This window comes from Shewanella sp. Arc9-LZ, from assembly GCF_010092445.1.
In the GTDB taxonomy this organism is placed as follows: Bacteria; Pseudomonadota; Gammaproteobacteria; order Enterobacterales; family Shewanellaceae; genus Shewanella.
Map to the genome: position 1 here is coordinate 1,235,366 of NZ_CP048031.1, position 22,418 is coordinate 1,257,783.

At 39.5% G+C, this 22,418-nt stretch carries 15 protein-coding genes; 12 read left to right on the forward strand and 3 right to left on the reverse strand.

Annotation, left to right across the window (positions count from 1 at the left end; genetic code table 11):
- Positions 1–1,026: 1,026 nt before the first annotated feature.
- Positions 1,027–3,063 (reverse strand): bifunctional diguanylate cyclase/phosphodiesterase, encoded by a 2,037-nt coding sequence (locus GUY17_RS05360; RefSeq protein WP_162022528.1) that lies wholly within the window; start codon positions 3,061–3,063, stop codon positions 1,027–1,029.
- A gap of 398 nt (positions 3,064–3,461) precedes the next feature.
- On the opposite strand from GUY17_RS05360, the gene pnp reads away from it, so the two are divergent.
- The 10 genes from pnp to deoD all read left to right on the forward strand — a co-directional run bounded on the left by pnp (position 3,462) and on the right by deoD (position 16,642).
- Positions 3,462–5,558, forward strand: a complete 2,097-nt coding sequence (pnp, locus tag GUY17_RS05365) for a polyribonucleotide nucleotidyltransferase (protein WP_162022529.1) — start codon at positions 3,462–3,464, stop codon at positions 5,556–5,558.
- A 147-nt stretch (positions 5,559–5,705) separates the two neighbouring features.
- Complete coding sequence (nlpI, locus tag GUY17_RS05370; RefSeq protein WP_101085734.1) at positions 5,706–6,617, forward strand: lipoprotein NlpI; 912 nt, start codon at positions 5,706–5,708, stop codon at positions 6,615–6,617.
- Positions 6,618–6,693: 76 nt separating this feature from the next.
- Positions 6,694–8,274 carry a peptide chain release factor 3 gene (gene prfC, locus GUY17_RS05375; RefSeq protein WP_162022530.1) on the forward strand — a complete coding sequence of 527 codons (1,581 nt, stop codon included), beginning with the start codon at positions 6,694–6,696 and terminating at the stop codon, positions 8,272–8,274.
- Positions 8,275–8,542: 268 nt separating this feature from the next.
- The gene (locus tag GUY17_RS05380) at positions 8,543–9,304 is read left to right on the forward strand and encodes a TatD family hydrolase (RefSeq protein ID WP_162022531.1); all 762 of its coding nucleotides are present in this window, start codon (positions 8,543–8,545) and stop codon (positions 9,302–9,304) included.
- A gap of 177 nt (positions 9,305–9,481) precedes the next feature.
- On the forward strand, positions 9,482–10,744 hold the full coding sequence (locus GUY17_RS05385; RefSeq protein WP_101085726.1) for a NupC/NupG family nucleoside CNT transporter: 1,263 nt from the start codon (positions 9,482–9,484) through the stop codon (positions 10,742–10,744).
- A gap of 359 nt (positions 10,745–11,103) precedes the next feature.
- Positions 11,104–11,988, forward strand: coding sequence for an outer membrane protein OmpK (locus tag GUY17_RS05390; protein ID WP_162022532.1), 885 nt, complete (start codon positions 11,104–11,106; stop codon positions 11,986–11,988).
- Between the two features lie 378 nt (positions 11,989–12,366).
- Entirely contained in the window at positions 12,367–13,140 is a 774-nt protein-coding gene (gene deoC, locus GUY17_RS05395) for a deoxyribose-phosphate aldolase (protein WP_101085722.1), read from the forward strand.
- A gap of 127 nt (positions 13,141–13,267) precedes the next feature.
- Positions 13,268–14,599 carry a thymidine phosphorylase gene (deoA, locus tag GUY17_RS05400; RefSeq protein WP_011636477.1) on the forward strand — a complete coding sequence of 444 codons (1,332 nt, stop codon included), beginning with the start codon at positions 13,268–13,270 and terminating at the stop codon, positions 14,597–14,599.
- Positions 14,600–14,611: 12 nt separating this feature from the next.
- Entirely contained in the window at positions 14,612–15,829 is a 1,218-nt protein-coding gene (locus tag GUY17_RS05405) for a phosphopentomutase (protein ID WP_101085719.1), read from the forward strand.
- A gap of 102 nt (positions 15,830–15,931) precedes the next feature.
- Positions 15,932–16,642 (forward strand): purine-nucleoside phosphorylase, encoded by a 711-nt coding sequence (gene deoD / locus GUY17_RS05410; RefSeq protein ID WP_059746461.1) that lies wholly within the window; start codon positions 15,932–15,934, stop codon positions 16,640–16,642.
- Positions 16,643–16,718: 76 nt separating this feature from the next.
- Here the strand turns inward: deoD and GUY17_RS05415 are convergent, their stop codons facing one another.
- Positions 16,719–17,411, reverse strand: a complete 693-nt coding sequence (locus tag GUY17_RS05415; RefSeq protein ID WP_162022533.1) for an AhpA/YtjB family protein — start codon at positions 17,409–17,411, stop codon at positions 16,719–16,721.
- 162 nt (positions 17,412–17,573) lie between these two features.
- On the opposite strand from GUY17_RS05415, the gene serB reads away from it, so the two are divergent.
- Both serB and GUY17_RS05425 read left to right on the forward strand, forming a co-directional pair.
- On the forward strand, positions 17,574–18,560 hold the full coding sequence (gene serB, locus GUY17_RS05420; RefSeq protein WP_162022534.1) for a phosphoserine phosphatase SerB: 987 nt from the start codon (positions 17,574–17,576) through the stop codon (positions 18,558–18,560).
- A gap of 118 nt (positions 18,561–18,678) precedes the next feature.
- The gene (locus tag GUY17_RS05425) at positions 18,679–19,587 is read left to right on the forward strand and encodes an alpha/beta hydrolase (protein WP_162022535.1); all 909 of its coding nucleotides are present in this window, start codon (positions 18,679–18,681) and stop codon (positions 19,585–19,587) included.
- A 150-nt stretch (positions 19,588–19,737) separates the two neighbouring features.
- On the opposite strand, the gene GUY17_RS05430 is transcribed toward GUY17_RS05425, so the two are convergent.
- The gene (locus GUY17_RS05430; protein WP_162022536.1) at positions 19,738–22,122 is read right to left on the reverse strand and encodes a PilZ domain-containing protein; all 2,385 of its coding nucleotides are present in this window, start codon (positions 22,120–22,122) and stop codon (positions 19,738–19,740) included.
- Between the last annotated feature and the right edge of the window lie 296 nt (positions 22,123–22,418).

Here is a 22,418-nt window from a genome sequence, read left to right on the forward strand (position 1 = left end):
CCAATCTCGTACCTACCAGTTGTCTTGGCGTTATCTCCCCAATATATGGGAGTATCATCTTGGTAGTCTTTTATATCTTCAGGCTATTCTAATGGCTAAATATCCCAATCTAAGTTGTTGTACGATGTTTTGCTGGACAAGAACCGCTGTTTTTGTTCTTGCATTGTTTATACTCGCTTAATCCCACCCTGCTAGCTAATTTCATCGATATTTATCGTTTAATTGACTATGACTAATTTACGGTTCGATCTTTCATAGTCATCATGATTTCTGAATATTTTATTTCATTATTTCAGAAGATCTTGATTCAGAAACTATATGGCCATTTGATTAAAGATATAAGCTATTTATTTGTCTAAGCATTTATGTTTCAGCATAATCTTCAGGTTATTATTCATCTGCAACATCTTTTAACATCATACCCAACACAGTAAATTGAATACTTAAGTTGTTCCATAAACATAGGTGTGAGCACTCTTATATGATTTAACATTGAATGTAGACTAGAGATTGCAGGATTAAAGGCGTTAGGGCTCGCAGGAGTCGTTATCTAGTACAATCACACCAACAATTATGCAGTAGCCAAGAAAGTGCTAATCACTTGCTCAGGGACTTAATAGTCAATGCATGGGCTTTGACAACATAATATCCTGCCATCGGCAACTTCTAGTGAGTGAGTAAATAAAACAACAATTTGAACCCTACATTTGTCTCAAACAATTACGGCAATGTACTAAGTTTGATGACCATATTGCAATAGAGTGCTGCTAGGATTGTTTAGAGAATAGAGAATAGAGAATAGAGAATAGAGAATAGAGAATGCTTACAATTTTGCCGAAACAATTAAGCTCTTTAGATGAGGTAATATATAACCTGCCGAAGGTTAAGACAGCCACCTTTAGATAATACCGCTTTATTGTGACGAACTCGCCACAGACCAACCCAACTCTTACGATCAAGCTTTATTCATAATTGGCCGCTAATGAATTCTTTGGCATGTCTGATTTAGGCTTGCGTTTGTTGCCGTTAAACATGCATTATTTTCGCGGTATTGCAGGCAATATATTTTTCTTCAAATTCTTCTATGGGTAATGGCTGGCTGAAGTAAAAACCTTGACCGATTTCACATTGATTTTCTTTTAACCATTCAAGTTGTTGAATGTTTTCAATACCTTCAGCAACAATGGTCAAATCAAGCTGGCGCCCGAGCATTAAAATAGTTGACGCAATTGCGCTATCTTCTGGAAGATCGCTAACAAATGCACGGTCAATTTTCATTGTGGTAATCGGCAAATGACGTAGATATGATAATGAAGAATATCCTGTGCCAAAATCATCGACCGCAATACCAAAACCCGCTGATTTGAGTTGTTCTAATTTGGTAATTGCTTGTTCAACATCATTCATCAGTGACGTTTCTGTAATTTCTATTTCAAGTAATTCCGGACGTATTTGATAACGGATCGCCAGTTGCTTAATATCAGGTACTAAACTGGCATCTGCAAATTGTTGCGAGGCCACATTCACAGCAATAGGGATAGCATAATTATATTTACGTTGCCATTCCCTGATGACTTTACAGCTTTGCTCGATAACCCAACGTCCAATAGGGATGATAATACCGGTTTCTTCGGCTACAGGGATAAATGACATAGGACTTATTAATCGGCCGTCTTTTTGCCAGCGAATAAGAGCTTCACATCCGACGACTTTATTGGTATTTAAGTCAAATTTAGGTTGAAAATATAATAAAAACTCGTTGTTTTTCAAAGCATCGTGTAACGAGGCTTCTGTACGTAATCTCACTGCAGCACGTTCGGTCATTTGTTGTTTAAAGAACGACCATTGATTAGAACCAGCGGCTTTAGCGCTGTACATGGCAATATCTGCATGACGAATTAAATCCTCTGCGGTGTTACCATCTTCGGGATATATCGATATACCGATAGACGCCGCTGGGTGAATAGCATGTTCGTTTAGCTGAATTGGAGTATTTAATTGGATCAGCAACTTATCAACAAAATCAGCTGCTTGTGATGGGGTTTGAATTTCATCGGCTAAAATTACAAATTCATCGCCGCCTAAGCGCGCTACGCTACCTCGATCACCTACCACTCTTTCTAAAATACGTGCGATTCGGGCGAGGAATTGATCTCCTAATGCATGACCTAAAGAGTCATTGACGTTTTTAAAACGATCTAAGTCTATAAAAAGTAGTGCAAAATTTCGCTTATGAACACGTGAACGTTGAATTGTCACATTGAGTGTTTCTAACAATAAGGTTCGATTCGGTAGCCCTGTTAATGGGTCACGTGTCGCCATTTTTCGCAGTTTATTTTGAGTTTGGCTGAATTGTAATAAGATTTGATTAAATTTACTGGTCACTAGGCCTAATTCATCATCTTTATGGGCTTGAGACATCGGCAACAAGTTTTCATCAGGATAGTCTGGATCAATTTTATCAATAGCTTCACTAATACGTGCGATGGGTTGTGTTAAAAAACGATGAAACACCACTGTTAATACTAAAGTGAGCAATAGTGCGCGAGCCAATGTCGCTATTAGCCCAAGTTGTAGCTGACTGAAGAGTTTAGTCGTCAGTTTTTGGGTGTCGTAAAAAATGGTCAATGTGCCAATGAGTTGCTGTTGTTTGTTGCCTTCAAAGTAGAACGGACGATACAGCGAACGGGAAATTTCTTTCAAATTACCAAAAAGACGATTACTTAACGATATGTAGTTATTGGAAAACTCATCAGATTCATTGGCCACAGATACAAATAGCGAACCATCATCAAGCTCAATGACCGCTGAACCGACGTTATCTACTTTGATGATGCCTTCGAGTGTTTGACTAGCAAGTTTGTCATCTAACGACCATACCGCATTCGTAGTGGTTTGCTCGACGGAATTGAGTAGTTCTTGCTGTGCTGCTGTAAGCTGTTGTTTAGTCGTTATAACAACTAACGCAATTTCTACGATAAAGATGGCAATTGCAAAAAACAAAGCAGTAAATACCACTAAGTTAGTTTGTTTCCATGTAAGAGACTTAAAACGGGCAGTCATGTATTATTCCATGTCATATAAGTGACTAATTCTACGTTGGTTTTAGCATTTTAAAATGCTAAAGTTACTCATGATTTATAGGTTCTATTAAATCAATCTTAACGTGGCTAATTAATTAGTTAACCCTTACAAAAATTGACACTATTAGCTACAACTTTAGTCAAATTCATCTGTCTTGTCATCAATAATCAAATCAAATAGCAAACCTCAGGTCACTTAATCGTAAAGTTTTTTGCTTAATAACGTCTAAATCATTTGTTAATACGATGATCTCATGTAGGAAAATGATTATTTTAAAGATTTTCACATTCTGTAACTCGCGTCTATTTAACTATTCGGTCTAATTGAAGTATACTTGTGCGCGTAATTAAAGGTCATTAAATTAAGGAATGGGTCACGTGAATCCAATTGTAAAGAGTTTTGAGTATGGTCAACATACAGTCACCTTAGAAACAGGTGTTATTGCACGTCAAGCTGATGCTGCAGTTTTAGCAAGCATGGGCGATACCACAGTATTAGTTACTGTAGTTGGTAAAAAAGTAGCGGATTTAAGCCGTGACTTCTTCCCGCTAACTGTTAACTATCAAGAAAAAACCTATGCTGCAGGTAAAATTCCTGGTGGTTTCTTCAAGCGTGAAGGCCGTCCATCAGAAGATGAAACTCTGATTGCGCGTCTAATTGACCGTCCTATTCGTCCTTTATTCCCTAACGGTTTTAAAAACGAAGTTCAAGTTATCATCACTGTGGTTTCTGTTGATCCACAAATCGAGCCAGATATTGTTTCGATGATTGGTACCTCAGCAGCGTTAGCTATTTCTGGTATTCCTTTCAGTGGCCCACTAGGTGCTGCGCGTGTTGGTTATATCAACGATGAATATGTACTTAACCCAACAGTTGATCAGCTTGCAACAAGTTCACTAAACCTAGTGGTTGCGGGTACTAAAGCTGCTGTACTTATGGTTGAATCTGAAGCTAAAGCGCTTGCAGAAGAAATCATGTTAGGTGCGGTAACTTACGGACATGATCAACAACAAGTTGTTGTTGATGCTATTGCCGAGTTCAAGGCTGAAGCTGGCAAACCAACATGGGATTGGATTGCACCAGTTCAAGATCAAGTGTTAGTTGCTAAAATCAAAGATCTTGCAGAAGCTGGCATGACAGAAGCTTACCAAATTGAAGTTAAACAAGACCGCTATGTACAAGTCGGTATTGTTAAATCTACTGCTAAAGCTGCACTAGTTGCAGAGAATCCAGATGTTGATACTCGTGAAGTAGACAACTTACTCGGTAGTTTAGAGAAAAGCGTTGTTCGCGGCCGTATTATCAGTGGTAAGCCTCGTATCGATGGTCGTGAACCAGATATGATCCGCGCGTTAAGTGTTTTAGCGGGTGTACTTCCACGTACTCACGGTAGTTCATTATTTACACGTGGTGAAACTCAAGCATTAGTAACCTGTACTTTAGGTACTGAACGTGATGCGCAGAAGATTGATAGCATCATGGGCGAACGTACTAATCGCTTTATGCTTCATTATAACTTCCCTCCGTATTCTGTTGGTGAAACAGGTATGGTTGGCTCACCTAAGCGCCGCGAAATCGGTCATGGTAAGTTAGCATGGCGTGGTATGAATGCCGTGATGCCTTCAGCTGAAGAATTCCCGTACAGCATTCGTGTTGTATCTGAAATTACTGAATCTAACGGTTCAAGCTCAATGGCTTCAGTATGTGGTACTTCATTAGCATTGATGGATGCAGGTGTACCAATCAAGACTTCTGTTGCGGGTATTGCAATGGGTCTAGTTAAAGAAGGCGACGATTTCGTTGTGCTTTCTGACATCTTAGGCGATGAAGATCACTTAGGCGATATGGACTTTAAAGTAGCCGGTACTCGTGATGGTATTACTGCATTGCAGATGGATATCAAAATCGAAGGTATCACTAAAGAAATCATGGATATCGCACTGCAACAGGCTTATGGTGCTCGTGTTCATATTCTAAACGTTATGGATCAAGCTATTGGTTCACATCGTGACGATATTTCTGCCCATGCTCCACGAATCACTACCATCAAGATTAACCCTGAGAAGATCCGTGACGTTATTGGTAAAGGCGGTGCGGTAATTCGTGCGCTTACCGAAGAAACGGGTACTACGATTGAGCTTGATGATAATGGTACTGTGAAGATTGCCTCTTCAAACGGTGAAGCGACTAAAGAAGCAATCCGTCGTATTGAAGAAATCACTGCAGAAGTTGAAGTGGGCCGTATCTACAACGGTAAAGTTATTCGTATCGTTGATTTTGGTGCGTTCGTTAACATTCTTCCTGGTAAAGACGGTTTAGTTCACATCTCGCAAATTAGCGATGAGCGTGTTGCTAACGTGTCAGACCATTTAGAGATGAACCAAGAAGTTGCTGTTAAAGTAATGGAAGTGGATCGTCAAGGTCGTGTAAGACTATCAATTAAAGAAGCTCAAGCGAAAGAAACTGCTGAGTAATGTAATTTAAAGGCTTAACGACACAAAAGGAGATCATTTGATCTCCTTTTTTTTATCTATAAAAAAATAATCTGTAATGTGCATGGCTCTTAGATTGCCAGATTGCTATGATATTGAATATTAATAGAACCTGATAAGGTAAAGCGGATGGAATGTAAACTACGCACCACAATCGTTGCCGTTGTTGTCGGTGCAAGTATGTTGTTGTCAGGGTGTGCTGCAACGTTAGGTTCAAATGATAATATTGCAGGGCAGATGATTGTCGCGCCGGTTATGCCTGATTATAAATTAGAAGTGACACTCGCAAAGCTAAATGAAATTTTAGCTACCATGGAGTTAACTGACGAACAACGTGCACGTTTTCATTACGATCGAGGGGTCATTTATGACAGTGTCGGATTACGTCTACTTGGCAGAATCGATTTTCATCAAGCATTAAAATTACAACCTGATCTAGCCGATGCATATAACTTTCTTGGTATTTATTACACTCAAGAAGGCGAGTTTGATAGTGCTTATGAAGCATTTGATGGTGTACTCGAACTGTCACCAAACTATGACTATGCCTTTTTAAATCGTGGTATTGCATTATATTATGGCGAACGTTACGAATTAGCCGTTGATGATATGAAAGCATTCTATGATCGTGACCCAAGTGACGGTTATCGAGCTTTATGGTTGTATTTGATGTCTTCCTCAATCGATAGTAAGCCTGCTTTGGCAGACCTTGCGATACAGCGTCAGCAGTTAAAGGATAAAGACTGGTCTAGTGTGTTAGTCGATTTTTACTTAGGTAAGATAAATCAAGAACAAGTATTTGCTGCCGCAAAAGAAGGTTTGTCTCAGCCTAAAGAATATGCAGAACGTTTATGTGAAGCCTATTTTTACTTAGCGAAACATGCTGCTGAAAATGGTCAATATCAGCAAGCGGCTAATTTCTATCGTTTAACGTTAGCCACCAATATTTATGATTTTGTTGAGCATCGTTATGCGAGAATTGAATTAGCCAGAATGAAAAATATGATTCAACAATCTAACGAATTGTCATCTAAGAGCTAAAAAACACTTTGCCTAGCCAATTCTATCGATAGGCGCTATAATTTGCGCCTTTTTTAGCGGCTAGTGCAAGGTTAACATGTCAGGCAATAAAGTTGAGGTCGACAAGCGTCGTACCTTCGCCATCATTTCGCACCCCGATGCGGGTAAAACCACCATCACCGAAAAAGTGCTTTTATTCGGAAATGCCTTACAAAAGGCTGGCACGGTAAAAGGCAAAAAGTCTGGTCAACATGCTAAATCTGATTGGATGGAAATGGAAAAAGATCGTGGTATTTCGATTACCACCTCTGTGATGCAATTCCCTTACGGTGGCGCGCTCATCAATTTACTTGATACGCCTGGTCACGAAGACTTTTCGGAAGACACCTACCGTACACTAACCGCAGTAGATTCATGTTTAATGGTTATCGACTCCGCTAAAGGTGTCGAAGATCGTACTATTAAGCTTATGGAAGTGACGCGCTTGCGTGACACACCTATTGTGACATTCATGAACAAATGTGACCGCGATATTCGTGATCCCATTGAATTGATGGATGAAGTAGAAGACATCTTAAAAATAGCTTGTGCACCGATTACTTGGCCAATTGGTTCAGGTAAGGAATTTAAAGGTGTGTATCATATTCTGCGTGATGAAATCATTTTATACCAGAGCGGTATGGGTCATACAATTCAAGATGAGCGTATTATCAAAGGATTACATAATCCTGAATTAGATAAAGTTCTTGGATCGTATGCCTCTGAAATACGTGATGAAATGGAACTGGTCGCTGGCGCTTCAAATGAATTCAATCAAGAAGCTTTTCTAAATGGCGAGCTTACGCCAGTATATTTTGGTACAGCCTTAGGTAACTTTGGTGTGGATCATATTTTGGATGGTATCGTGGAATGGGCTCCAAAGCCGCTTCCCCGTGAAAGTGATGTACGAAATGTCACGCCTGATGAAGAAAAGTTTTCTGGTTTTATTTTTAAGATACAAGCCAATATGGATCCAAAACATCGAGACCGTGTTGCTTTTATGCGTGTTTGCTCGGGTAGATATGAACAAGGTATGAAAATGCACCATGTTCGCATCGGTAAAGATGTCAATGTCAGTGATGCTTTGACCTTTATGGCTGGTGATCGAAGTCGTGCTGAAGTGGCGTACCCAGGCGATATTATTGGATTGCATAATCATGGCACCATGCGAATTGGTGATACATTTACTCAAGGCGAAAAACTTCGCTTTACTGGGGTGCCAAACTTTGCACCTGAAATGTTCCGTCGTATTCGTTTAAAAGATCCACTAAAACAAAAGCAGCTGCTTAAAGGGTTAGTGCAATTATCTGAAGAGGGAGCTGTTCAGGTCTTCAGACCAATTGATTCTAACGATTTAATCGTAGGTGCGGTTGGTGTGCTACAGTTTGAAGTAGTTGTTGGACGCTTAAAAAGTGAATATAACGTAGAAGCTATTTACGAAGGTATCAGTGTGAGTACCGCACGTTGGGTGTATTGCAAAGATGAGCGTAAATTAGAAGAGTTTCGACGTAAATGTAGTCAAAATTTAGCCCTAGATGGCGGTAATAACTTGACCTATATTGCTCCTACTATGGTGAATCTAAACTTATCGATGGAACGCTACCCTGATGTTGAGTTTGCCAAAACACGCGAACATTAAATGTTAAGAAGTTTTTTACAGATATGTTAAAAAAGGTGGCTGTGCCGCCTTTTTTATTATTATTTTTAACAGGGAATTAAGATGATTAAGGCTATTTTTAGGCTATTTATTGTAAAACCCTGGCAAAGGTACATTTTATGGTGTGATGAGATGGGGTTAACCCTAGAAAATAAACGCAGCTGTGTACCACGATTGAGCGAACCTACAAATGAGGCATCGACATCTGAGCCCGTCATAAATCAGAATGGCAATAAAAAAGAGCAACCTTATGATTGATACTCATGCCCATCTCGACATGTCAGAGTTCGATGATGATAGAACACAATTATTTGATGCCATGCATCGCCATGGTATTAGCTCTGCTATTTTACCTGGTGTGTCGGTTGATAAATGGCAAAAGCAAATTCTAATAGCACAGCAGTTTAATTGTTATTTCTCCCTTGGTATTCATCCGTGGTACGTGCCTGAGGACATTGATGCTGCCATTATTAAGCTTGAAGCAACGATACAACAATATAGCAAGAATAGGCGTTTGGTTGCTGTTGGGGAGTGTGGGCTGGATAAATTGCACCATTGGTCGGATAAACAATTGTTGTTACTTGAGAAACAGTTATCGCTTGCTCAAGTTTACCAATTACCCGTCATTTTACATGCCGTTAAAGCTCACCAAGAATTATTGTCAATGTTGGCACATATTAGACTGCCTAAAGGCGGCGTAGTGCATGGGTTCTATGGCAATAGTGAAATTGCGAAACGTTATATTTCACTCGGTTTTAAATTAGGTGTTGGTGCTTTAATACTCAATCCAAGTGCGAAAAAGCTTCGAGAAACAGTGGTTAATTTACCTTTGGAACACTTTTTATTGGAAACTGATTCACCAAGTATGCCTCCTTTTGATCATCCTAAATCACGTAATACCCCTCTTATTATTCCTCGAATTGTGTCCGAAATCGCATTTTTAAAGAAAAAGCCGACTGTTTGTATATTAGAACAGTTGAATAAAAATGCATTGCAACTGTTTGAGCTTTAATTGTTTTTTAATGAACATAGAGACATAAATTGTTTTTAATGTCGTAAGGGTTTGAAATTAAACTTTAAAAACTTGATCAAAACGACGCTTTTCGTTTCACGCTCAGTTATAATCATCAGCGGAAATTAGGTGAGTTAACAACATTCAAAAAAACTGTTAACAAAAGGGTGATGATTAATGGATATAGTAATGAGTTTAGTAGGGGTGGTCACCTTACTATTGATAGGTTTTGCACTATCAAATAATAGAAAAGCAATTAGTGTACGTACCGTTGGTGGTGCTTTAGCAATTCAAGCATTCTTCGCTGGTTTCGTATTATATGTTCCAATCGGTAAAGATATTCTGAAAGGTGTTTCTGACGCAGTATCAAGTGTGATTAGTTATGCACAAGCAGGTACTAGCTTCTTATTTGGTGATTTAGCTAACTTTAAAGTTGGTTTTATTTTCGCCATCAACGTATTACCTGTCATTATATTCTTCTCTTCTTTAATTGCAGTGCTTTACTATTTAGGCATTATGCAGTGGATCATCCGCATTATTGGTGGCGGTCTACAAAAAGCATTAGGCACAAGCCGCACTGAATCAATGTCAGCAACAGCGAACATTTTCGTTGGTCAAACTGAAGCACCGCTAGTTGTGCGTCCGTTTATTGCTACTATGACTCAATCAGAGTTATTCGCCATCATGGTGGGTGGTTTAGCATCAATCGCTGGTTCTGTATTAGCGGGTTACGCGCAAATGGGTGTTCCAATTGCATACTTAGTTGCAGCGTCATTCATGGCGGCACCAGGTGGCCTATTAATGGCTAAACTGATGCACCCAGAAACAGAAGCGGCTATCAATGAAATGGACGATTTACCAGATGATCCTGATAAGCCAGCAAACGTGTTAGATGCTGCTGCTTCAGGTGCTGCATCAGGTATGCACCTTGCATTGAACGTTGGTGCTATGTTGATCGCATTCGTTGGATTAATTGCAATGGTCAACGGTATTATCGGTGGCGTAACAGGTTGGTTCGGTTTAGAGGGTATTACGCTAGAACTTATCCTTGGTTATATCTTTATGCCTCTAGCTTTCTTAATCGGTGTACCTTGGAACGAAGCGCTTGTTGCTGGTTCTTTCATCGGTCAAAAGATTGTTGTTAACGAATTTGTTGCTTACTTAAACTTCGCTCCGTATCTACTTGATGCATCTGCTGAAGGCTTTAAAGTAGTAGCTGAAACTGGCGCAATGATGTCAGACCGTACTAAAGCGATTATCTCTTTCGCATTGTGTGGATTCGCTAACTTATCTTCTATTGCAATCTTACTTGGTGGTTTAGGTGCTATGGCTCCTTCACGTCGCCATGACCTTGCAAAACTAGGTATCCGTGCTGTTATCGCTGGTTCATTAGCTAACTTAATGAGCGCGACATTAGCCGGTTTATTCTTAGCTATCTAAGTTAAGAGTAATTCCAGGGGGAATACCTCCTACAGCTGGGTCTTTACTTTAATAATTATTAGAGACCCAGTTTTGTAATAAAGTTGTTATTGATTTTTGTGTTAATCCACCGTTTCCCAATACGAAGTTATGCTGTTTTAGTGATTGCAAAAGAGGATGCATTAAATTCTCTAGTCAAGATTGAAATGTCAAATTGTTAATGATGTGTGGACAAAAAGTCGCGACATTGTTCACAAAAAAGAATTTTGTATTCGTTTTTTATCGATTAAATATTGAGATTTATATCAGTAACGGTAAAATACGAATGATTAAAAAGAAGTGCTATCCAAGAAGATAGTTAAATAATATACATGGGGTTGATGATGAAAAAATTAAATACTTTAGTATTAGCAAGTACCGTTGCACTAGCGGGCTCTGCATTTACTGTTTCTGCTGCTGAACAAACTGGTGACATTCACGCTAATGATTATAAGTGGATGCAGTTTAACATTATGTACGCAATCGATGAGCATCCAATTGCAAACGAAGATGAAGCTACCCATAACTATTTAGAGATGGAGTTTGGTGGACGTTCTGGTTTTGTTGACCTATATGGTTATGTTGATGTTTTCAACTTAGGCAACAGTGATTCAGGCGATAAAGCTGACGGCGCGAGCAAAATGTTCATGAAGTTAGCTCCTCGTTTTTCTCTTGATGCTATTACTGGTAAAGATTTATCTTTCGGCCCAGTTCAAGAAGTATATTTATCTACTCTATTTAACTGGGGTGGCGGCGCTATCAATACCGATGGTAATGGTGCTGGCGATGTTAACATGTCTTTCTGGGGTGTTGGTGCGGATGTAATGGTTCCATGGTTAGGTAAAACTGGCATGAACATGTTCGCTAGTTATGATATTAACCGTAAAGACTGGAATGGTTACCAATTCTCAGCTAACTGGTTCAAGCCATTTGTTTTCTTCGATGACAAGAGCTTTTTATCTTTCCAAGGTTATGTTGATTACCAATTTGACATGGACGAAGAATATTCAGGCCAAAACAGTGATGGTAACTATAACAACACTGAACACGGTGGCGCTGGTTTCTTAGGTCTTTACTACCATACAGACCGTTTTGCTTTAGGTTATGGTGCTAAATACTTCTACCACTCATACGGCTTAAATGACAATGCATTTAAGAATCAGTTCTTTGATGGTTTGAATACAACAGGTTGGACTCACTTCCTAACCGCAACTTACAAAATCTAGTTTTTTTGTATATGAGTTGTTGGAGCCGCATTAGCGGCTCCAAATTTTACAATAAAAAAATATCGAACTTTCATTTAAAATCATTGTCTAATAAGAGTGTTTTTATATAAAAGTTTGTACCCTACAAAGTTTTATTTTTACGCGCTAAAATGGATTTTTCGCGGAACAGTTGAAACAATTATCTTTGTTTTATCTTTTCCGGTCTTCAAGGATTCAAGTCGTGGTACTCGTTATCAGATTGAATACTTAGGTTAGTAAATAGTAGTAAGATTTACTGGCAATACTGAAGGCCCGGCCATAATTATAATCATATGCCAGCTACATAGTGTTGCCTGAAAAAAATTTATCAACTTTGATTTATCGTTTCGGAGAGCAATTATGACTGATTTAAAAAAAGCGGCACAACGTGGTATTGAATTAATGGATTTAACCACTTTAAATGACGATGATACTGATCAAAAGGTCATCGATTTGTGCCATAAAGCCAAGTCTCCAGCAGGTAATACTGCCGCAATTTGTATTTATCCTCGTTTTATTCCTATTGCACGTAAAACACTAAATGAACTTGATTGTGAAGACATTAAAATTGCAACCGTAACTAATTTTCCACACGGTAATGATGATATTGCCATCGCAGTACTAGAAACTCGTGCCGCAGTTGCCTATGGTGCTGATGAAGTCGATGTTGTGTTTCCATACCGTGCATTAATGGAAGGTAACGAAACCGTCGGTTTTGAATTGGTTAAAGCCTGTAAGGAAGAGTGCGGCGATGATGCGATTTTAAAAGTTATCATCGAATCTGGTGTGTTGAAAGATCCAGCTTTGATCCGTAAAGCATCAGAATTAGCTATCGATGCCGGTGCTGATTTTATTAAAACATCAACGGGTAAAGTACCGGTGAACGCCACACTTGAAGCGGCTGAAATTATGCTAACTGTAATCAGTGAGAAAAATCGCAATGTAGGCTTTAAGCCTGCCGGCGGTGTTCGTGATGCAGCACAAACAGCAGAGTTTTTAGACTTGGCTGCGCGCATTTTGGGTGCTGATTGGGTTACCCCACAAACTTTCCGTTTTGGTGCATCTAGCTTATTAAATAGCTTATTACATACATTAGAATTAGTTGATACCCCTAAGCCTACTTCAGGTTACTAATCGCATAGATAGTCAAAAATCTCAGTATGGCCTTGGATCATTGTCGTACTGAGGCGCTATCACTTGATAGCATCCTATTATTAAAGGCGACCCTAAAGGTGATGGGTTGCCTAAAGGGAGACGTAACATGTTTTTAGCTCAAGAAATTATACGCAAAAAACGTAATGGCGATGTATTAAGCACTGCAGAAATTCAATTCTTTGTTGATGGCATTACTCATAACACGGTTTCAGAAGGCCAAATTGCTGCGTTCGGCATGGCAGTGTATTTCAAAGATATGAATATGGACGAACGGATTGCATTAACGATTGCAATGCGCGATTCCGGAACCGTACTAAATTGGGATTCTCTCGGCCTCAATGGCCCGATTATCGATAAGCATAGCACTGGTGGTGTTGGCGATGTAATCAGCCTAATGCTTGGCCCTATGGCTGCAGCTTGTGGCGGTTATGTACCAATGATTTCAGGTCGTGGCTTAGGTCACACCGGTGGTACGTTAGATAAATTTGATGCTATTCCTGGCTATCAAACTGAGCCTTCAAGTGAATTATTCCGCAAAGTGGTTAAAGATGCTGGTGTTGCCATTATTGGTCAAACCGGTGACTTAGTCCCTGCTGATAAGCGTTTCTATTCGATTCGTGATAATACCGCCACCGTTGAATCTATCTCACTTATCACCGCATCTATTTTATCTAAAAAGTTAGCCGCGGGGCTTGATGCTCTTGCAATGGATGTCAAAGTCGGCAGCGGTGCATTTATGCCTACTTACGAAGCATCTGAAGAATTAGCTCGCAGCATTACTGCTGTTGCTAATGGCGCAGGAACTAAAACAACGGCATTGTTAACTGACATGAACCAAGTATTGGCTTCGTGTGCAGGTAATGCGGTTGAGGTTCGTGAGGCGATAAACTTTTTGACTGGTCAATATCGTAATCCACGTTTATATGCTGTCACCATGGGATTATGTGCAGAAATGCTAATTTTGGGTGGTATTGCACAGAATGAAGCAGAAGCTCGTCATAAACTAAATACTGTATTAGATAATGGTAAAGCAGCAGAGGCATTTGCTAAAATGGTGTCTGGCTTAGGTGGCCCAACAGATTTTGTTGAGGCATATGATAAGTATTTACCTCATGCGAAAATTGTACGACCTGTATATGCCAATACATCTGGCTTTGCTTACAAAATGGATACACGAGAACTTGGTTTAGCCGTAGTGACCTTAGGTGGTGGACGTCGCAAACCAGGTGATGCACTGGATTACAGTGTTGGATTAACTCAAGTATGCGCATTGGGTCAGGAAGTTAACAAAGATGTTCCGTTAGCGATGATCCATGCTCAATCTGAAGATGCTTTCGCCGAAGCTGCCGCTGCTATTCAGCAAGCCATTATTATTGGTGATAGCGCGCCTGAGAAAACGCCTGAAATATATCGTTATATTCGCGCTTCAGATTTATAAAGGAAACAAATAATGAAACGTACTTTTATCTTAATGCTCGACTCTTTTGGTGTTGGTGCTGCTACCGACGCCGATAAGTTTGGTGACGTTGGCTCTGATACTTTTGGTCACATCGCGCAAGCTTGTGCTGACGGCAAAGCGGATATCGGCCGTCAAGGTCCATTGAAATTACCTAATCTTGCTCGCTTTGGTCTAGGCCATGCTGGTTTTGAAAGTACGGGTAAATTTGCTGCTGGATTTGCTGATAATGTCGAACTCATCGGTGCTTATGGCCATGCTGACGAATTAAGTTCAGGCAAAGACACTCCAAGTGGTCACTGGGAAATGGCGGGTGTTCCTGTCCTTTATGAGTGGGGTTATTTTAGTGACCTAACCAATTCATTTCCGAAAGAACTCACAGATAAAATCCTTGAACGCGCTGGTTTAGATGGGTTTTTAGGTAACTGCCATGCGTCAGGGACTCAAATTCTTGAAGAGTTAGGCGAAGAGCACATGAAAACAGGCAAGCCTATTTTCTATACCTCTGCTGACTCTGTATTCCAAATAGCATGTCATGAAGAAAGTTTTGGTGTAGAAAATCTATACAACTTGTGCAAAATAGCGCGTGAAGAGTTAGAGCCTTATAACATTGGTCGCGTAATTGCTCGTCCGTTTGTTGGCACTGGCGCTGCTGATTTCGCTCGTACTGGTAACCGTCATGATTATGCGGTATTACCACCAGCGCCTACGGTATTAGATAAGCTTAAAGATGCTGGCGGTGAAGTGGTTAGTATCGGTAAAATTTCTGATATATATGCGCACAGCGGTATTACTCAACAATTTAAAGCGACTGGTCTTGAAGAGTTATTTGACGAAACCTTAGCGCAAATTAAACGTGCTGGCGATAACACGATTGTGTTTACCAATTTTGTTGATTTTGACTCTCATTATGGTCATCGCCGTGACACTGCCGGTTATGCTAAAGCACTTGAGTACTTTGATTCTCGTTTACCGGAATTATTAGCGATTTTACAGCCTGAAGATTTAGTGGTTTTCACTGCTGATCATGGTTGTGATCCTACTTGGGTTGGCACTGAACATACTCGTGAACGTGTGCCGGTACTCGCTTATGGTGCAGGTTTATCTGCAGGCTCGCTAGGCCGTCGTAAGTCTTTTGCTGATATTGGCCAGTCTATTGCGAGTTATTTTGAGTTAGAACCGATGAATTATGGTGAATCTTTTATTAATTAGTCACATTTTCAAACGACGGTTCTATATAAAGTTTAATGGCTTTGCTAAACTGTAAACATGACTAAGCAATACAAAATAAAATAGAAACATAGGGGTTATAACATGGCTACACCACATATTAATGCTGTTGAAGGTGCTTTTGCTGAAACGGTACTTTTTCCAGGCGATCCGTTACGTGCAAAATATATTGCTGAGACATTTTTAGAAAATGTTGAGCAAGTGACTGATGTACGTAACATGCTAGGTTTTACCGGTACATATAAAGGTAAGCGTATTTCTGTTATGGGTTCAGGTATGGGTATCCCATCTTGTTCAATCTATGCACACGAACTTATCAAAGACTACGGTGTTAAGAACTTAATCCGTGTTGGTACTTGTGGCGCAATCAGCACTGACGTAAAAGTACGTGATGTGATTATCGGTATGGGTGCATGTACTGATTCTAAAGTGAACCGTTTACGTTTTAAAGATAACGATTTTGCTGCAATTGCAGACTACAGCTTGCTAAGTGCTGTTGTTGATTCAGCGAAAGCGCACGGCACTAAAATCCGTGTAGGTAACGTTTTCTCTGCCGACCTATTTTATACTCCAGATCCTCAAATGTTTGATGTTATGGAAAAAATGGGTATTCTTGGCGTCGAAATGGAAGCAGCTGGTTTATACGGTGTAGCACATGAATTAGGCGCCAAAGCGTTATGTGTTGTAACGGTATCAGACCACATTCGTACCGGTGAGAAGACGACCTCTGATGAGCGTCAAACAACATTCAGCGACATGATCATCATGACTTTAGATGCAGCGTTAACACTGTAATTTAATCGTTAGTCATAAAAATGGGCACTCATTGAGTGCCCATTTTTTATGTTTGTCATTTCTGTCAGCAATCTCTCTAGGCAGGAGGATCTTGTTTTACATCTTCTGACTCGTCTGCTTGCGTTTCGTTTGAAGCGAGCAAGGCCGATTTTTTAGGTTTTTTACGTAATTTAGCTTGGGCTTTTCGGCGGTCAAAATCGGCACGTTTAAATGAAAGTGCCCGTGATAATAGTAAACCAATAAAGCCAGCTACAATTAACATCATCTGCTGTAATTGCATGTTCTGTTCATGCAATATTTTTATTTCGTCGAAAAATATATCAAGATTTAAACGTACTTCAACGTAACCTAAATTGTTGTCGTCTTGAACAACGTTCTCAATCAGGGGGGGATATGGTTTTAATAAGCCTTTTAATATTTCAGAGTCGGCTTCTAAGTTTTCATAAGACACACTTTGGGCAAAGGCTAGCCTTACACCTTGTGAATTATAGATATTCACCGACATCACTTTAGGATCAGCAGCAAGTGCTGATGCTAACCATTGCAGTTGCTCATCATTTTGTAAAAACATTGCTGGAGCCGCACCATTAGCGGCTTGCTGTGCTAATAGCCTTGCCATCACTTTTGTTTGTGAATTTAATAATTTTTGACCATTACGTAAACTTGATTGCCACAAGTACATTAGGCCGAAGATCAGTGCTATTGCCACAATGATTTGCACAATTCTGCTAATTTTTTGCCTTTTCTTAAGACCTTTAACAAAAATCACTTTAATCCTCAGTGTTTTTTCTATTTAATTGGAGGCTGTTTTAGGGAGTTCTTTTACCGAGCAACCATTCTGTGCTAACCCAATTACAGAGAATTATCAAAAAGCTATACTAATCGAAAAATTTGTCAGTAGATAGTCGTAACATACTAAGAGGCCGTATTGATGCTTGAACAACGTGATAATGTTTTACTAAATTTTTTATTTTCAGATACTTGTGAGACATATCAACATTTAGGCTGTGTGTTATATCGTTATCAAGAGTCAGATTATTTACGTAACTTACAATCTCACTTACCGTATCGTTGTCGAGTTATTTTTAGTGCGCAATGCTCAACAGAGATAGAAGCCTGGTTATCTTCAATATCAAGTGATACTCATATCGCAAGGCTTGACAGGCAAAACGATTTATTTGGTTTTGAACTGTCGGCTCAAACTGCTAATGATGGGTGGGTCGCGTCATTTCCTCAAAATATACCCGCAGAAATTGTACTCATTCAACAGCCATTAGCACGGTTAAACCAACCCGGTTTATTAGTGATGGATATGGATTCTACTGCCATTCAAATTGAATGTATCGACGAACTCGCCGCTATGGCTGGCGTGGGTGAGGAGGTCGCAGCAGTTACGGCAAGTGCTATGCGTGGTGAATTGGATTTTGAACAGTCTTTAAGACAACGAGTCAGTAAACTTGCTGGTGCTGATGCCTCTATTATTCAGCAGTTGTGCGATACCTTGCCTTTAATGCCTGGTCTTGAAGTGATGTTAGCCGAGTTAAAAACGCATCAATGGAAACTGGTTGTCGCTTCTGGTGGATTCACACCATTTGTGGGCCATTTAAAAACATTACTTAATCTTGATGCGGCGTTTGCCAATGAGCTGGTTATTGTTGATGGTAAGCTAAGTGGCGAAGTGACAGGTGAAGTAGTAGATGCTCAATACAAAGCTAATGTGATTAGTCAATGTGCTGAACAGTGGGGCATTCCATCAGGTCAGCGAGTGGCAATTGGTGACGGCGCTAATGATATTCCGATGATCCAAGCTGCAGATTTAGGTGTGGCATTTCATGCTAAACCTAAATTAATTGCTGCTGCTGATGCATCGATACAAAATGTCGATTTACGAGCATTAGTGTTTTGCCTACAACTATAACGTTTTGATGTTTACCTTTATGAACAAGGCTAAATATAGAATTATTACTCTATTCTAGTTGTATTTCATGGTAGTAATGTTAGTTTTATATTTATAATCACTAACATAACTGCCTATTTTGACTATCGAACTCCTCCAAGATTCACTTTTTATACCATACAGAGATGGTCAATTGCACCTTCGGCATATTCGTCCTTCATTGCCGACAGCCCTAGGTATTCCTATTTTGATGTTGCATGGGGCTATGTCTAATGGAAGAGTGTTTTATAGCAGTTCTGGCCGTGGTTTAGGCTGTTTTTTAGCTAACGCTGGTTTTGATGTTTATGTGATGGATACCGCAGGACGAGGCTTAAGCGAGCCTAAAATTCACCGTGACTTTACGTTGGGACAAGGAGAAGTCATCCGTGAACAATTGCCACTAGTGCAGCAGTTTATTCTACAGCGTCATCCTTTGGTTAATAAAGTACATTGGTGTGCCCATTCATGGGGCGGGGTGTTAATGGCCAGTAGTTTGGCTCGTTATAGTCATTTACAGTCTAGTGTTGCATCGTTATTAACCTTTGGTTCCAAACGTACTATCAAAGTGAAGTCATTTAAAAAATGGCTTATGGTCGATTTTTTCTGGAATCGTTTTGCGCCTTTTTATATTGGCAGACAAGGCTACTTTGATGCCTGTCGACTCCGTGTTGGTATGGATAATGAGAGCAGTGCATCATTATTACAAACGATTGATTGGGTGCGAGGTGATTGGGTTGATCATGATGATAATTTTCACTATGCAGAAGCCGCAACTAAAGCGGTATGGCCACCGGCATGGTTTATCGCTGGTAAAAATGATCACGTATTAGGCAATCCGTCAGATGTACGCGATATGATTGATGAATGTGGTTTTAGCCAGGTTAAGTACACTTTACTCGCCAAAGAAAAGGGCAATTTACTGGATTATAATCATGCTGGTATGTTGACTGAACGACAAGCCGAGCAAGATCACTTTGTACAAATTAAACAGTGGTATTTATCAATGTGAGCCAAGTTAGCTGTATGGGAATAGTAAGTGGTTATTAACCTATTCTCTGGTTATTTAATCTTTGACTAGCAAAAAATGCAGATTTGAACTAAATCCTTCTTATCGATTTATGCCATAGCTTATTACGAGTAGCGGTTTCTGAAAGATTGCTTAGGCTAGTATCATTAAGCTTGGAAAACGGATTTCAACTTCAGTAGTAATATCTAATAGCTCACCCGAACCGATAACTCTCCATAATTGTTCTTCTAATTGCTTTGCACGGTGATTAGCATGAATGTGGATATATTCTAGCTCGCGTCGAATATAACTCATATCGGGCTTTTCAGTTGCTCCTATATACACCCTTAACGCCATGAAGCGACCCACTTTTTTACTTTGGGTAATAAATTGAATTTGTTGTTCTCTATTACCCAGTTCTGATTTAAGTTTACATTGGATCTGTACTGTACCTCTAGGGTGGCGGGTGAGTTGCATAAACACTTCAAAAAAGGCCATATCATGAGTGGGTTTCATTAACTTGATAGGGTCTATAATATGTTGTTTTAATACATTGTTGTCTAGTAGTGGCTTTAAATTGTATTGCAGTACCTTATCGCTGTCTTGAGCAAATAAATGGCTTATTTCATCAGTCGTGGTACCAATACCTATGTAAGCCATTTGTGCCGCTTTTACTGTTTTTTCGATAAAATATGGCACTCCTGGCAATTGGCGCATCACGAGATTTTTCATACCATCAGCCAGTTCTTTTTTCTGGCCTTCATTATCTGATAATTGCTCGAGTTTTTGTTTATTGTGAGCAATTAATTTACTTAAAAACTCAACGCCTTCATGCGGGGAGTGGCCAATGATGGCACTCAAATGCAAAGTTGCACCATTCATCCGGCTGCGAATTAGCTGATAAGGTAAATTCGATAAATTAGTTTTTCCAGCAGCGGCTTGCAGGCGTGGAAATGATAATGTAACCGGACCCGGTTCGTTGAAATTAGCTGATTTATCTAGAGTCAGTTGTAAACCTCGACTCGATATATCATGAGTAATACCAGTGGCCTGTTTATCACCTTGTTGAATTGTGACTAAGGTTTTAAAGACGAATCGAGCCTCATGGCGCCGCTCACTAAATGGCATTGATACTTTTTTGATGCTGTGTTGTTTTATTTTTGCTTGAGAGAAAATCTTTAAGCCATTCACATCAGATTGATCAAACCAGCATTGATAGTCTTTACGAGCTTCCTCGTTGGTTAAATCAATAAGTTGTAAAGTATGACTAAATTGAGCTAATTGTTGCTCAGTGAGGGCCGCATAACGTGCATCATCCCCCGGTAAGGTGGATGTTTTATAGTTTTTGCTATGATCAATAGGCTGCATTACAATTTTAAATACGCGCCAGCTGGTTTTTGTCGACGCAAAACCTAAAAAGAGATGTATATTTTTGGTTGCTTTAAGCTCTGCTAAGGTAGCAGAATAAAAATGTAATTTACCATTAGCATTGTGTGTAAAACTGAATAAATAACAATGTTCATTATTATCTGTGTTTTTAATCATTTGGGTTAAGCGACGGGTATTAATAAAACTCGGTAACTGACTTATTTCATTTTCATCTTGAAAGTAATGTTGGATTGGTTTGTTGCCTCTACCCAATAATTCGTAGTTTACGAGTGGTTTACCATCGACAATCGAAACAAATAAAGGAAGATGCGTTAATAGTGGTAAGTAATGACGTTCATAACCTAATCCGGTAGCAGTAACGATGACGTCGTTGACATCGACTTTATAACGGAACTTATAACCTCGGATAAGCTGTGATAACAAAGTGTCTAATGCTTCTCCACCACCCAATCTTTTCAATCTAAAAATAGCACTATCATCTTTGTTTTGAATATCCACTATTTGATATTCAACACCATGCTTTAGATCATCTAGATAAAATTCATCGCTGAGTTCAAGTAGTTTTACTCGCAAAGGTTTATCTTGGTCTAAATGATGTTTTAATGGCAACTTAATGCGAGCGCCGCCGACAGATAAATCTAGCGTTGCGCCATTGACTTCGGTTATGCCTTGCTGAGAAACCATAATTCGAATGCTATAATTCATTCGTTCTTCACAGCGATTAAAGTAGCTGCCAAGTACAACACCAGGCACTAAAAATGGATTTTCCTCGTCGACAACCTCAATTGAAACATTTTCTCTGAGTTTCAGGCGTCGCAGTTTATGCGCTTTTATAACGTGCTCGTATACACCTAAGGTATATTTGTTGCGGTATAATGGTAGTGCTTGTAGCAGTGCTTCTTTAGCGGGTTCGTCTAGAAAATATCTTTGGTTAGCGATGACAACTTCTTCGCATGGCAGTTCCGTTTTATCTCGTAAATCTATAATTCGTGTACATAAAGATGAGATACGGTTTAGCTCCATTTTCAATAGAAAACGGGTTGAATTAGATTCGTCAACAGTTAACTGTTCAAATACGTCCTGAAAATCAGGTTCCATGATCAGTGGTTTTAGTTGTTCGATTAATGCCCTGTGGTTATCTAAACTCATTATTTTATCGTTTTAAATGCTTATTGTGAGCCTGGCTGATAATTTTATCGGCAAGAAAGTGCTGATCTTTATAGTAATATACATTTCAATGTTGTTCGATAGGTATGCACAAATGATATCGTTGTTAATTACTCTGAAACGAAGACTAACATAGCGTATTAATGGTAATGCTGTATTGATGTAACGTTTGTTTATTGATTTTTACAGTTTGTTTACATGAGTGTGGACAATATTTTAATCATTGGCAAGACTCTGACTAAAGATCGTTGTTATTATTATACTTATGAGTTGCCTAA

Excerpts from the sequence above, each read along its gene's own strand:
- serB (WP_162022534.1), top strand. The coding sequence starts at position 17,574 with ATGCTTGAACAACGTGATAATGTTTTACTAAATTTTTTATTTTCAGAT.
- deoC (WP_101085722.1), top strand. The coding sequence starts at position 12,367 with ATGACTGATTTAAAAAAAGCGGCACAACGTGGTATTGAATTAATGGAT.
- prfC (WP_162022530.1), top strand. The coding sequence starts at position 6,694 with ATGTCAGGCAATAAAGTTGAGGTCGACAAGCGTCGTACCTTCGCCATC.
- deoA (WP_011636477.1), top strand. The coding sequence starts at position 13,268 with ATGTTTTTAGCTCAAGAAATTATACGCAAAAAACGTAATGGCGATGTA.
- GUY17_RS05385 (WP_101085726.1), top strand. The coding sequence starts at position 9,482 with ATGGATATAGTAATGAGTTTAGTAGGGGTGGTCACCTTACTATTGATA.
- GUY17_RS05380 (WP_162022531.1), top strand. The coding sequence starts at position 8,543 with ATGATTGATACTCATGCCCATCTCGACATGTCAGAGTTCGATGATGAT.
- GUY17_RS05360 (WP_162022528.1), bottom strand. The coding sequence starts at position 3,063 with ATGACTGCCCGTTTTAAGTCTCTTACATGGAAACAAACTAACTTAGTG.
- GUY17_RS05430 (WP_162022536.1), bottom strand. The coding sequence starts at position 22,122 with ATGAGTTTAGATAACCACAGGGCATTAATCGAACAACTAAAACCACTG.
- nlpI (WP_101085734.1), top strand. The coding sequence starts at position 5,706 with ATGGAATGTAAACTACGCACCACAATCGTTGCCGTTGTTGTCGGTGCA.
- GUY17_RS05390 (WP_162022532.1), top strand. The coding sequence starts at position 11,104 with ATGATGAAAAAATTAAATACTTTAGTATTAGCAAGTACCGTTGCACTA.
- deoD (WP_059746461.1), top strand. The coding sequence starts at position 15,932 with ATGGCTACACCACATATTAATGCTGTTGAAGGTGCTTTTGCTGAAACG.
- GUY17_RS05405 (WP_101085719.1), top strand. The coding sequence starts at position 14,612 with ATGAAACGTACTTTTATCTTAATGCTCGACTCTTTTGGTGTTGGTGCT.